12 protein-coding genes and 1 pseudogene are annotated in these 12,915 nt (G+C 58.1%); 4 read left to right on the top strand and 9 right to left on the bottom strand.

What is annotated here, in order from left to right; genetic code table 11:
- Positions 1-46: 46 nt before the first annotated feature.
- On the top strand, positions 47-463 hold the full coding sequence (locus tag ACVWZ1_RS03675) for a hypothetical protein (RefSeq protein WP_457502553.1): 417 nt from the start codon (positions 47-49) through the stop codon (positions 461-463).
- Positions 464-505: 42 nt separating this feature from the next.
- On the opposite strand, the gene ACVWZ1_RS03670 is transcribed toward ACVWZ1_RS03675, so the two are convergent.
- The 3 genes from ACVWZ1_RS03670 to ACVWZ1_RS03660 form a co-directional block, all read right to left on the bottom strand.
- A complete protein-coding gene (locus tag ACVWZ1_RS03670; RefSeq protein WP_414343651.1) occupies positions 506-1,483 on the bottom strand; it encodes a D-alanine--D-alanine ligase family protein in 978 nt (325 codons plus the stop codon).
- A 69-nt stretch (positions 1,484-1,552) separates the two neighbouring features.
- Positions 1,553-2,836, bottom strand: a complete 1,284-nt coding sequence (ftsZ, locus tag ACVWZ1_RS03665; RefSeq protein WP_457502552.1) for a cell division protein FtsZ — start codon at positions 2,834-2,836, stop codon at positions 1,553-1,555.
- Between the two features lie 626 nt (positions 2,837-3,462).
- On the bottom strand, positions 3,463-4,038 hold the full coding sequence (locus ACVWZ1_RS03660; protein ID WP_414374622.1) for an ureidoglycolate lyase: 576 nt from the start codon (positions 4,036-4,038) through the stop codon (positions 3,463-3,465).
- Between the two features lie 202 nt (positions 4,039-4,240).
- Between ACVWZ1_RS03660 and ACVWZ1_RS03655 the strand changes: the two genes are divergently transcribed.
- Positions 4,241-4,498 carry a TMEM14 family protein gene (locus ACVWZ1_RS03655; RefSeq protein ID WP_414356331.1) on the top strand — a complete coding sequence of 86 codons (258 nt, stop codon included), beginning with the start codon at positions 4,241-4,243 and terminating at the stop codon, positions 4,496-4,498.
- Here the strand turns inward: ACVWZ1_RS03655 and hypA are convergent.
- The 3 genes and pseudogenes from hypA to argJ all read right to left on the bottom strand — a co-directional run bounded on the left by hypA (position 4,495) and on the right by argJ (position 6,750).
- Positions 4,495-4,878, bottom strand: coding sequence for a hydrogenase maturation nickel metallochaperone HypA (gene hypA / locus ACVWZ1_RS03650; RefSeq protein WP_457502551.1), 384 nt, complete (start codon positions 4,876-4,878; stop codon positions 4,495-4,497). The genes ACVWZ1_RS03655 and hypA overlap by 4 nt on opposite strands.
- Positions 4,879-4,881: 3 nt before the next feature.
- Positions 4,882-5,406 (bottom strand): annotated as a pseudogene (locus ACVWZ1_RS03645) (arginase family protein); the annotation flags it as partial.
- 126 nt (positions 5,407-5,532) lie between these two features.
- Positions 5,533-6,750 (bottom strand): bifunctional glutamate N-acetyltransferase/amino-acid acetyltransferase ArgJ, encoded by a 1,218-nt coding sequence (gene argJ, locus ACVWZ1_RS03640; protein ID WP_457502602.1) that lies wholly within the window; start codon positions 6,748-6,750, stop codon positions 5,533-5,535.
- 196 nt (positions 6,751-6,946) lie between these two features.
- Between argJ and ACVWZ1_RS03635 the strand changes: the two genes are divergently transcribed.
- Positions 6,947-7,768, top strand: a complete 822-nt coding sequence (locus ACVWZ1_RS03635; protein ID WP_457502550.1) for an ABC transporter ATP-binding protein — start codon at positions 6,947-6,949, stop codon at positions 7,766-7,768.
- 266 nt (positions 7,769-8,034) lie between these two features.
- Complete coding sequence (locus ACVWZ1_RS03630) at positions 8,035-8,832, top strand: ABC transporter permease (protein ID WP_457404989.1); 798 nt, start codon at positions 8,035-8,037, stop codon at positions 8,830-8,832.
- 258 nt (positions 8,833-9,090) lie between these two features.
- On the opposite strand, the gene ACVWZ1_RS03625 is transcribed toward ACVWZ1_RS03630, so the two are convergent.
- The 3 genes from ACVWZ1_RS03625 to ACVWZ1_RS03615 form a co-directional block, all read right to left on the bottom strand.
- Positions 9,091-10,104, bottom strand: a complete 1,014-nt coding sequence (locus ACVWZ1_RS03625) for a phosphate ABC transporter substrate-binding protein (RefSeq protein WP_457502549.1) — start codon at positions 10,102-10,104, stop codon at positions 9,091-9,093.
- A 103-nt stretch (positions 10,105-10,207) separates the two neighbouring features.
- Entirely contained in the window at positions 10,208-12,268 is a 2,061-nt protein-coding gene (locus ACVWZ1_RS03620) for a ribonuclease catalytic domain-containing protein (protein WP_457502548.1), read from the bottom strand.
- Positions 12,269-12,551: 283 nt separating this feature from the next.
- A partial coding sequence (locus ACVWZ1_RS03615) for a transposase (protein ID WP_457502547.1) occupies positions 12,552-12,915 on the bottom strand: 364 nt, incomplete at its 5' end.

The raw sequence follows: 12,915 nt of genomic DNA, 5'->3' as shown, positions 1-12,915 counted from the left end.
GCTGCCCCGGTCAAAATCGCGGTCAAACGCCGCCAAGGTCATCTGCATGTTCTTCTTTCTTCTGAATCGATCCTCCTCGGCCCGAGTGGACTACCCCCATCTCATGGAACGGGTGCAGGCGGAGCTCAGAGTGTTGGGCTTGCCCGGCTTAGAGCAGGTCACGGTGTACGGGCGTGAGTCGGGACATTCTGAATACGAGTGGGAGCAAACGGCCCCCTTGTTGAACCCGCTGCTGGCCTCAGAAGAAACCACAGTTCTGTTGGAAAAAAAAGGCGATCGCCTACTGCAGGATCTGACAGTTGTTGCCCCGGATTCGGTCAACTCAAAGCCTGAACCTGCGCCGGAGAATCCTGTCGGGAAAACCGACATAGGCAGCAGGTCCCGCATCTCCTGGGTGTGGCTGGGGGGAGCTGTACTGATTGTTGGAATTGGGGTGATTCTTTTGCTGGTTGCCCTTCTCTGAAAGAGCTGGGTAAAGGTTCTTGTTCTTGTCTTGGGAAAAGCCTCAGGGAGCGTTGCCGAGGGTCGCCGATGGACTTTGAGAACGCCGGGATCCGGTCAATTGGGCTTTTTGCAAGGCATCCTGCAGCATTCGCTCCACCAACTCGGTGAACGTCCACCCCAGAGCTGCCGCCGCATCGGGACAGAGGGAAGTGGGGGTCATGCCGGGCAGTGTATTCACCTCCAACACCCAAGGATTTTCCTCGGGATCCACCCGCAGATCCACCCGCGCCAAGCCTTCGCACCCCAACGCCTGGTAGGCCTTCAGACCTGCCGCCTCACAGCGGGCCAACCCTGCCGGGCTGAGGGAACAGGGGATCAAATGCCGCGAGCCACCGGGTGCGTACTTGGCTTCGTAGTCGTAGAAGTCGCCTTGGGCGGGGATGATCTCAATGGCCGGAAGAACTTGGCCGGACAAGATCGAGAGGGTGATCTCCTTTCCGGGAACATAGCGCTCCAGAAAAATCCGCGACGAGACTGAGCGGGCCAACTCCAGCCCCTGAGCAAATGACCTCTCATCCCGGACAATGCTGATGCCCACCGTCGAGCCGTTGTTGCTGGGCTTAATCACCAGTGGGGATCCCAACTCTGCCGCACAGTCAGCCCAAGTGAGGGGGCTTTGGTCGTCCCAAACCTGCCAATCGGGGGTAGGGATCCCCGCGGCGCGAAAGATCTGCTTGGAGACCAGCTTATCCATGGCCAGAGCACTGGCCAGCGGCCCGGATCCCTGGTAGGGCAGGCCCAGCCAGTCCAGCATTCCCTGTACCACCCCATCCTCGCCACCAGGGCCATGCAAGGCAATCCAAACGAAGTCGCAGCCGGCTTGCCGTTCCTGCCAAAGGCGCAGAGGCAGATCCTCATCTGGGTCGATTACCTTGACCCGATGGCCCAGGTCCTCCAAAGCCCGTTTGCAGGCTTTACCCGTTACCCAAGAGACTTGACGTTCTGCCGAACGCCCCCCCGCCAAGACAACAATGTTCATGGCCTAACCCCAAAGCACTCCCCACCCTCAACAACCGGCACCAAGATACCAGCATACCTTCACCCTACCCTACGAAGGGGGCCGTCGGCGGCGCAAGAACTCGGGAATATCTAAGCCTCCAGACATCGGCGGCTCAGGCTCCGGAGGCTGTCGAGGCGGCAGCCCAGAGCCCGTGGGAGTGGGCTTGGGAACCCCCGACTTGTTGGAGGCAGAAACTTTGGTTGCAGCAGGGATGGCGGCTGGACGGGCTTTCTCTTGGAAACCGGTGGCGATGACCGTGATGCGCACTTCCCCCTGCATGCGCTCGTCTTGGACGGTGCCGAAGATGATGTTGGCCTCGGGATCCACTGCCTCGGCGATGATCTCGGCAGCCACCGTGACCTCATGCAAGGACAAATCCGGCCCACCGGTAATGTTGAAGAGGACACCTTTAGCCCCTTCGATGGAGGTTTCCAAAAGCGGCGAAGATACAGCGGTAATGGCGGCTTCGCGGGCGCGGGACTTGCCGGATCCCATGCCAATTCCCATCAAGGCAGAGCCGGCATCGGCCATCACGCTGCGCACATCGGCAAAATCCACATTGATCATGCCGGGAATGAGAATGATATCCGAGATGCCCTGCACCCCCTGCCGCAGCACATCATCCGCAACGCGAAAAGCCTCTTGGACAGGGGTTTGCTCGGAGATCACCGAAAGCAACTTGTCATTGGGAATTACAATCAGGGTATCAACTGCCTCCCGCAGCGCTTGGATCCCTTCCTCGGCCTGCTTGCTGCGGCGCTTGCCCTCAAAGGAAAAAGGCCGTGTCACCACTCCCACCGTCAGGGCACCACTGGCTTTGGCAATTTGGGCGATGACGGGTGCTCCACCCGTGCCCGTGCCTCCCCCCATGCCGGCGGCAATGAAGACCAGATCTGCCCCTTTGATGGCTGCTGCTATTTCTTCGCTGGATTCCTCTGCAGCTTTCTGGCCAATGGCCGGGTTACCACCTGCACCCAAGCCTCGAGTCAGCTTCTGCCCAATTTGCAAGCGGTTCACTGCCGAGGACTGGGCAAGGGCCTGCGCATCGGTATTGACGCTCCAAAACTCAACGCCCACAAGGTTGCTGGCCGCCATCCGACTGACCGCGTTGCCACCCCCACCCCCCACGCCTACTACCTTAATCTTTGCGGCATTGCTCGGCATGATCTCCTCTGGACGATCCGCCGCTCTGGTCTGAGATCCGTTCCTCTCATACTCGGCATGAGAGCCTTCTCCCCTGTGGCGCTCATTCCAATGGGAAGGCTCAGACTGGGCTGAACCCAACCCTTGCCCAGGATTGAGAGGATGGATGTCTGACCAATTGGATGGCATGTCAGCTCTCACAATAACTTAAATTCTGGCAAATATCGAATATGCTAGCTGATTTAATATAGAGCAACTCCCTCCAGATGCCAACGCTGCCGACATTTGTGAATCTTCCCGCTGAATACGGCCCTCCTAAAGACGCCTGTCGGCAGAATCTCAGGTAGCCTTTCTTGCCTAGAGGCATTTCTCTCTGAACTTGTCTCGAAGCTTTTGTGTGTAAGAATAGGTGTTCTCGAATACTTAGACCCTTGCAGGGGAAGAAGGGTCCAAAGGGAGGTTTCGGTACAAGAGTCTGGCCCTAGTTAAGGCCCAGTTAAGGCGAAGAGTCCCCTATCCAGCCAAAGGCTGATAGAGCGCCACTTTGTAGAACTGAGGCTTTGGCATCCTGTAGAGATTCAGGGATCCGGACTTGCATTCAGCTAGAAATTGCAGGAGCCCCGCACTGTACCCGTAGGGTCGATGTCGGGAGGAATGCTATAATAATGCTGCGGACACCAGAAACGGTTGTTTAAGGCACTGGTAACGGTCGATTGGGGGTGCTGTAAACCACCCCAGAGGCTCGTGGTTGGCTTGCCAACTGCAGGGCTACTAAAAGCCCGCTCCGTACCGCCTAGCGGTTGATGTCGGGTAGTTTACACCAGCTCTAGGTGGATCTCCGCTTTTAGCCGTTGGGGGAGGGAAATTTTGAATACATCTCCCTGATTCATTTCGTGAGCATCTTCCATGCTGGCCAGGGCTTCCACCACTTCTTCGGAGTTGGCGGTTAGCACCACAACGGGGCGCTCGCAGGCAATGGGGAAATCGTGCCACGTGCCGAGGTGCAGCAGCAGCCCATGCCCGGCAGGGAATCGCAGGGCTTGTACTTTGTCGAGATCGGGAGCTTCTTGGGGATGGTTGGGAGGAGCCATCACCATGATGAACGGCTCTTGCCCCAGGCCGACAAACAACTGGGTCATACGCATGTGGCGCTCCAGCCAGAGCACAGGTGGATAGCCGGGCAGGATCTTGGCGGTACGGATAACGGCTCTACCGGTGTACTGAAAGTCGATGTTTTGTCCTTCCAGGACACGCTCCTGATAAAAGGGGATCCCCAGGCCAGGATTGGTCACATCGTCCCCCAAAAGTTGGCCGAAGGGTTGCACATTTTCCGGGGTGGCATCCACAATCGGCACCCGGACAACGGTGGTGGCAGTTGCAGTCGTACTCATGGTTGGCATCCTCGCTCTTTCTTGGACTGGGGTCAATTGGATTGGAGTCAGACTTTTTATCTTATTGAGAGCGACAGGAAAGAAACGGTTTTCCCGGTAACGGTCTATGCGTCTCTAATTCTTACCTTGTCCTTCTTGAGGGCACGTACTAGGTCTCGAATTGAGTACCGAGGAGCGAGGAGTGAGAAGTGAGAAGAGAGGAGTGAGAGGAAGAAATCTCTCCTCCTTCCTCTCTGCTCTTTGCTCTCTGCGGCTGGTTGGGGCCGCACTCAGCGGAGTCAGCTATGGGCTGCTGGGGGTGGATCCCCACTGGGGGCTGGGCTTGGGGACGGCGGTGCTGGGGTCTATCCTATTTGCCCTGCGCTACCGCAAAACCCGAAAGTTGATGCCTGCCAGCTTGATGTTCATCCTCAGCTTGGGAGCGGCTGTCCTTCTGGGGCTTAGCTTTGGATCGGCTTAGGCGACCTCTGGTCGCGCCGGTGGGGCGGAGTCAGTCAGACATTCGATGTAGTCGATCTTCAGCTCTCGGCCCGAGCGAATCTCCTCCATCGGGGATCCACAGTTGGGGCAAGCATAGCGCCGGCCTATTTCTGGCTTGTATTCTTGGCCGCAGGGATGGCAATAGGCAATGAGCGGCGTTTCCCGGATGACCAACTGGGATCCCTGTAGGAAAGTACCCTGGGTTTGTGCGGCATAGGCAAAAGTTAGGCTGGCCGGCTCTACACAGGTGAACTGTCCTACCACCAGGTGCACCCGAGCGATCTGAGGCTGTCCCGGCTGACTTTGCCACCAGTCACGTAGTGTTTGGATCAAGGCGCGGGTCATGTCGGTCTCGTGCATCTCTTACCTCCAGTCGCCGGCCATTTCTGGCGTCGCCTCCGGGTGGATGTAGGCGGGCTTTTCTCGGCGCGGCAGTTGCCCAGATACCACCAAATGCGCCAGCGTATCGCAAATAACTCGGGTGGCCATTAGAGCTGTGATATCGCTAATGTCGTAGGGGGGAGAGACTTCCACCACCTCCAGGCCACAGATCGGTGCTTCCCGCACAATGCGCTTGAGCAAGTAGAGCGCTTCCCGCGGCAGCAGCCCACCGGGCTCCGGCCAGCCTGTACCCGGCACAAAGCCGGCATCGATGCAGTCGATATCGAAGCTGATGTACACACAATCGGTGCCGTCTAGAGCTTTTTCGAGGGCGAAATCGGCGGCTGCATCCAAGCCCATTTCGGTGATGTCGGTAACGGTGAGGATGTGGGTGGCCCGCTCCCGGCACACCTTCACCCCTTGCCGTGGCACTTGCCAGCCACCAATGCCCAGTTGCACCAGGTTGTGGGCCGGTGCGTTGCGGATGTTGGTGGCATGAAACCAAGGCTAAGCCTCGACTCATTGTTGCCAGCCGGATAGGGAAAGCCTCGCTTCTTTGGCCAAAGCCGCTTGGGCTTCGGTAGAAAAGCCGTTATTTGCGTTCGATTCGGTGGTCATGGCTGGGATCCCCCATTAGGTGGTGTATTCGGCGTTGATGCGCACGTAATCGTAGCTGAGATCGCAGCCCCAGGCCACGCCCTGGCCGGATCCCTGATGGAGATCCACGGTGAAGGTCACCGGATCCCCTTTCAAGTACTCAGAGGCTGCCTTGCGATCGAAAGCCAGGGGCATTCCCGCCTGCATGAGCAGAAAATCCCCCAGACGAATATCCAACTGGCGGCTGTCAAAAGGGATCCCGGCTCGGCCGGCGGCGGCTGCCACCCGTCCCCAGTTGGGATCGTTGCCAAAAGCTGCCGCCTTCACCAAGGGAGAGCTGGCGATCACACGGGCCATATGCCGGGCTGCCCCATCATCCACAGCCCCACACACCCGAATTTCCAGCAGCTTGGTAGCTCCTTCCCCATCGCGGGCAATGGCCTTAGCCAGATGAATGCAAACTTGGTTGACCATCTCCGCCAAAGTCTGGGCAGCTTCTGTGCCGGCTTGCAGGGTTGGGATCCCACTTTGGCCGTTGGCCAGAGCCAAGAGCATGTCGTTGGTGCTGGTATCCCCATCCACCGTGATTTGGTTAAAGCTGAGGTCGGCAGCTTGCTTGAGGATCTGCTGCCACAGGCGGGGATCCACAGCCGCGTCGCAGGTTAAAAAAGCCAGCATCGTGGCCAAGTTGGGGTGGATCATGCCGGATCCCTTGGCAATGCCCCCGACCCTGACGGTGTACCCGTCGATCTCAGCTTGCAGGGCAACGCTTTTGGTCACCAAGTCGGTGGTGATGATGGCGCGGGCGGCGCTCTCCCCCCCCTCTGGAGAGAGGCTGTCGATAAGGCCAGGCAGGGCTGCTTGGATTTTCGGCATTTCCAGTTGTCGCCCGATGACCCCTGTGGAGGCCGTGAGCACCTGATGGGCCGGGATCCCCAACCGTTCTCCCACCCAGAGGGCCAGTTGGGCGTTGTTGCGCTCTCCTTCTTCTCCGGTACAGGCGTTGGCTTGCCCAGCATTGCAGAGGATGGCCCGCACCGGCTGCTGTTGGGCGAGGATCCCTTGGTTGTAGGTGACACAGGCTGCTTTGACCTGATTGGTGGTGAAAACGCCTGCCCCAACCGCATCGCACTCGGAAACGATCAAAGCCAGATCCGCAGCTCCTGAGGGCTTGAGGCCAGCGGCCACTCCAGCGGCTCGAAACCCTTGCGGGGCTGTAACAGCACCTGCAACCGGTTTAAATGGGGATCCCATGTGTTCCTTGGCCAGAGGGTGGTCGGCAACATCATACCGACTTGCTGCTCCGATTTGGGTCATCGCAAGCTTTCCGTGAGAAACTCTCTGGAAACCGGTTCTGAGGGAAAGAGTTGTAGTTACGCCTACCAAGCAGAGGCGGCAGAGAGGGTTATTTTGAAAGTGTGTGCTTCCTCTGCTCCGGGAATTGCCAGCCATGCCTGCCCCTGTCATTACCCTCAACCATGTCAGCAAGGTCTATTCCAATGGCACGGTGGCTTTGCAGGACATGAATATGACCATCCAAGAAGGGCAGTTCGTTAGCTTGGTGGGGCCATCCGGCTGTGGGAAAAGCACAGTGCTACGGTTGGTGGCAGGTCTGGGGCATCTGACCACAGGCTCTATCGAATGGGGGCAAAATCTTGAGAAGGATGCTCCCCAAGGGGAACCCAAGTTGGCCTTTGTGTTTCAGGAACCGGCCCTTATGCCTTGGGCAACGCTGATGGACAATGTGGGGCTACCCTTAAAGTTGGCAGGTGAGCCCAAGCCAAAAGCCGATCGAGATGTCTTGGAAGCTCTGCAACTGGTGGGCCTGCGGGGGTTTGAGCGCAGTTTTCCCCGCGAGCTATCGGGCGGCATGCGCATGCGGGTTTCCATTGCTCGCGCCCTGGTAACCAAGCCCCAAGTGTTGCTGATGGATGAACCCTTCGGAGCTTTGGATGAAATCACCCGCAGCAAGTTGAACAGCGACCTGTTGGAGCTGTGGCAAGAAAAGCGCTGGACGGTGCTCTTCGTTACCCACAACATTTACGAGGCCGTCTACCTGTCCAACCGCGTGGTGGTGATGGCGGCTCGCCCAGGGCGGGTGATAGCCGATATTCCCATCGATGCGCCCTATCCCCGCTCGGAAGACTTTCGCACCTCTTCCCTTTACAACAACTACTGCCGTGAAGTGTCGGCCCGTCTGCACGAGGCCATGCACGGCTCAGCTCAGGATCCCCCCTATTTGCGCCCCCTCTCTGCTGGACGTTTGCGCTGATGGGATCCCTGGCTTAGCGGTGTTCTCTCTGTTGCGTAAGTCCCTTGATGCCCCAACCTCACGATATGTTCGACCTGTTTGTCCAGCTTCTCGAGCCATGGCGCCGCTGGCTGGGATCCCTTGTTGGCTTGGGGGAGAGCTGGCCTCTCCATTGGCCAGATTGGTCTCTGCCCAAGCTGACCGGCGCAGTTGGAGAAAAACTCGGATCCCAACCCACGGATGAGGCAGACATACCGAGTGCCGGCTCAGGGGTGCCTGCAAAGGGGTTGAATCTGGGCCGTTGGTTCAACCTGGAAGTGATTGCCCCCCTTATCGTCGGGATCCTCTTCTTGGTGGGCTGGGAAGTGGCGGTGCGGGTAACGGGAGTGCCCCACTACCTCTTGCCGGGGCCGATTTTGGTGGTGCAAACCCTCATCCGCGACTGGGGAACGCTTTTTCCTTCCCTGTTGATCACCGTGCAAATTACGGTGGTGGCCTTTTTGGCTGCCACAGTATCGGGGCTTTTGGTCGCGATTGTGTTCACCCAGAGCAAGTGGATTGAGCGCAGCTTTTTCCCCTATGCGGTGATTTTACAGACGATGCCCATTGTCTCCATCGCCCCGCTGATCATCATTTGGCTGCGCAACAACACCTTTGCTGCGATGGTGGTGTGCGCCTGGATTGTGGCTTTTTTCCCGATTCTTTCCAACACCACTCTGGGGCTGAACAGCGTCGATCACAACCTGCTCAACCTGTTCCAACTGTACAAGGCCAACCGCTGGCAAACGTTGATCTACTTGCGGCTACCCAGTGCCATGCCCTATTTCATGGGGGGCCTGCGCATCAGCGGTGGCCTCTCTTTGATTGGGGCGGTGGTGGCAGAGTTTGTCGCTGGTACTGGCGGGCAGCGGGCCGGGATCGCCTACCAGATCTTGATCTCCAGCTTCAACCTGCAGGTGCCCCGCATGTTTGCGGCCTTGATCTTGGTCACCGGCTTGGGGATCCTGATCTTTATTTCCTTAAGTGCTCTATCCGACAGGGTGTTGGGCAAGTGGCATGAGAGCGCTGTGCGCCGAGAGAACTGAAAAATTGAACTTTGGTGAAAATTAGGGCCCCCTCTCTAACATCTAGGGTCATTTGGATTCAAACTAGGACGCTGCACCCACCCCTAAAACGTTGAACGCACGCGGCCAAAGGCTTTTCTCAATAGCTCAGGCGCCTCACTCTAACCTGAAACGACTAAGTGCCTTGAATAGGAGCAGGTGGAAGGCGTCTTCTGGAAAAGCCCAGAGATATCGCTGCGCTTGCTGTCGGCGGCTATCTCAGATGCTATTTTTGGGTTGCTATCGGAGGGGGATGAACTCAGTGCGGCCAATGATTTGCTGGCCTTGATCCGAGAGCGCGTAGTTGATGAAATCGGCCACCACAGGGCTAGTCCTCTGAGGTGCCACCAAAAACACATTCCGCGCCAAGGGGTAGCTGCCCCTCTGGATGGCCTCACGGGTGGGCATCTGGCCGTCGATGGGCACAATCCGCACCGTTTGCTGGTTCTGCACCTGATCGACAGTGCTGTAGGTGATGCCATCTTCTCCCAAAGCCCGCAGCAGCGGGGTGGTGACATCTTCTGTGGCGGTGGTGAAGTAGGGAGGGTTATCGGGAGCAAAGGGCGACCCCAATAACACCAGCTCTTGGAAAACGCTGTAGGTGCCGCTCTGGGGGGCGCGATTGAGGACCCGAATCCGCCGATCCGGGCCGCCCACCTGGCTCCAATTGGTGATCCGACCCTGGAAGATATCGGCCAATTGCTGCAGCGTCAGTCCTCCTTTGTAGGGGTTGTTCACCCCCACCGCCACCGCCAGGGCATCTTTTGCCACCGGGATCGCCTGTAGACCCGCCTGCACTTCGCTGGCATTGAGGGGGCGGGAGCTAGCGGCCATCTGGATGCGACCTTCCATCAGGGCCTTCAGGCCGGCATTGGATCCATTGGGCTTGCCATCCGGGATCCCATAGGTGAGGGGAATGCCGGGGTTGCGCTGGGTGTAGCCTCCCTTCAGGGCCAAGACGATCCGGATCATCGTGACGCTGCCATCCACCTGGAGCACTGCTGGGTTGGGCAGAGAAGTATCCAGATTAACGGCGTTGGCAGGCGGGTTGGGTACCTGGGCCTGAGGGGGGTTGGGCGCTGTTGGGGCTTGGGGCCGGGCAGCTGGAATCTGGCTGGGGATAGGAGGCGTGTTCCCTCTATTCAGGAATGAGTCCAACAGGCCGGAACGATAGGCATACCAGCCGCCGCCTCCCAGTATCGCGAACAAAAGAATGTAAACGATTGGAGGCGGGCCGGAAGGTCGTGCGGTCATGGGATCCCCCCTAAAGAAAATTCACGATCCAGACTTTTGAGACTTCCCCCTCTGTTGTATCAGCTATCCACGCAGATTGGGTGAGCAGCAGGTTAAGGTGCATCTATCCGCACATGGCCGCCTCTCGTCCCACCTCGCGCAGCTCAATTACGTCCGCACGGGGATCCGCCTGCACAACTTCCAACTCGATCCAAGCCCCCAGAGGAATCTGGCGTTCTAGGCGCACCGGCACCCGAAAGGCAATCTCATCCAGCATGGCCAACACCAAGTTTTCCTGCTCGCGCAGGTAGCCCAAGACCAGAGCCCGCCAAATTTGCCCCGGTCGCAGGCGCAGGTATTCGATGCTCCAGTAGCGCTTGGATTTCCGCTCCACCTGGTTGGCCTCAGCGGTGCCCGGCTCAATCCCCAGCAGCAGCTGCTGCACATCCGCCTCCGTCAACGGCAAGGGATCCCCGCGCAAAAAGGCCTTGATCTGGTAGTGGGCCACCAAGTCCAGGTAGCGCCGAATCGGGGAGGTAACCTGACAGTAGGCCTCAAGCCCCAGCCCTGTATGTCGTCCCGGCTGGGTGGCTACTTCCGCCCGCGATAGACAGCGCATGATGGCAAAAGACCGAACTGGCCCCTGGGGATATCTATCCAGCACTTCGGGAGGAGGTAAGTCGGGAGCCGGCTGCAGACGATAGGGCACCGGGATCCCATTTTGGCTGGCGAAGCGAGCCGCCACCTCGCCGGTGAGCACCATCATTTCCGCCACCATCTGCCGCGCCGGCGTATCCTCGATCACCCGGAGATGGGGGATCTCGTCGATGACCTTGATATCTTGCTCGGGCAAGCCAATTTGGATTGCCCCTTGAGCCATCCGCCAGGCATAACGCCACTGGGCTGCCCGGGCAATAGCCGTCAGTTGAGCCTCTGCCCCCAACTCCAACATTTCATCGGCATCTTCGTAGGTGAGGCGGTAGGTCACTTTGATCTGGCTGAGGCAAATCTTGGAATCGCGGATCTGGCCGTCGGATCCCAGGAGGATGCCAAAGCTAAGGGCAGGCCGCACCTCTCCCTGCACCAAGCTCATCGGGCCGGTGGACAACTCCGGTGGGAACATCGGGATCACCCGCTCCGGCAAATAGACACTGGTGCCACGCTTGCGGGCTTCCAAATCGAGGGGATCCCCCCACTGCACCCAACAACTGGGATCGGCAATGTGGATCCAGAGCTTCACCGCGTCATCCGACCAGAACTCGACGCTGAGGGCATCGTCAATGTCGCGGGTGCTGGCATCATCGATGGTGTAGGTGTGGAGGTGGGTGAGATCCCGCCGCAGGTGGGGATCCCAAAAGGAGGGAGGCTGGCTGAACAGGGCTTGGGCGTATCGCTCCACCGCCTTCGGGAACTGGGTTGGGATCCCGGTGAGGCGCAGGGCCAGGTTCTCGTGGCGGCTCCACAGGCCCAGGGCCACCAAAGCTTCAAAAGCCCCCTGCGGAGTGTCAGGAAACCCCATCAGCTCCAGCAGTTGCGAGGCCCGTTCCCGATCCGACGGGTTGAGATTGGAAGAGAGATCCTCGTGGCTGCGAATGGCTGCTGCTGCTCCCTGCAGGGCCAGGCGCTCCAGCAACTCCAAACGGGCCCGTTCGGCAGGAGTCCAGGGATACCCTTGACCGGGATGAGCCAGAGCCTCTCGCAGATGGGCCTCAAACTCTGCTTGTTCCTGCTGCCGTTGTTGGGCAACGGCCATTTGATGGAGGATCTCCTTCACCTGAGCCGGAGTGCGGGGTTCGTAGCTCTCCCCCTTTTGCTTGAAGTAGGTGCGATCCTCGCTCAAGAGGCGGTAGGCGGCATAGGTGGAGACCGGGGAATCATCAGAAAACAACAGCCGAGCCATCTCCGCCAAGCTCAGGGGCTGACGCTCCTCCTGCACCAGTTCCCAGGCCAACGCCAAACTTTCGGGATCCAACTTTGCTTGCACCGCCTGCCAAAAGCCGGGGATGTCGGAAGCCGTGAAGCTGGATCCCCCGTTCAAAGCAAAGGTAATCTGGCGAGGGTGAACACTGTGAACCTGCCCGGAAGGCACCCCCAGCAGTAGGTTCTTCTTGCCCTCGGTGCCCTGAACCACTGCCAACACACGGTCGTTATTGTAACGAAACTCCACCAGTGTGCCCTTTTCCACCCGTTCTCCTTATGTCGGCTGTCGTCAGATTGCAGGCTTTCTTCCATTCTCCATCAGCTCTGCCCGCCTGCCTACCTGGAAACCCCGGCCAGAAGACATACGGACACTATGAACAGGTAGCAGATGTTAGATATATCGGTACTTAAGCATATAGGTATGTGATATATAGACACACGAGATACAAATTTTTGGGTAGATTGCGGTTATGTGTTGGGCACTGCAATGCCAGAGCAGAGGCCAGCTCTGCCAGGTTTGTGGGATAGGGTTACAGCCTGTTAAGGACTCAAGGGGTACAATAGCAGCACTTAGCAAACCAACTTCGGAAGGAGGATGGATTGATCAGTAGTAAAGAAGTCTTCACTATCTGCTCCATGCTATATTTCCCAATTCTGCAAAGCTGCCGAATAAAATGCTTCAACACCGACCACATCATCTCAATGGGATTCAACTCCGGCGCATACACAGGCAGGTATAGGATTCGTGCTCCTGTCCCCCTAATCAATTCCTCAACTTCCCAACTCTTGTGGATATTTAAATTGTCCATAATCACAACCTTCCTCGCATCTAGCTTCGGACATAGCTCGCTTCTCAAAAACTCCAAAAAGTCTCCTTTCTTCATCCCACCCTTGATGACACGACAGCCAACT

This window comes from Thermostichus sp. MS-CIW-25, from assembly GCF_054060015.1.
The sequence above is the reverse complement of the archived record's forward strand: the minus strand, read 5'-3'. Positions and strand labels throughout refer to the sequence as shown.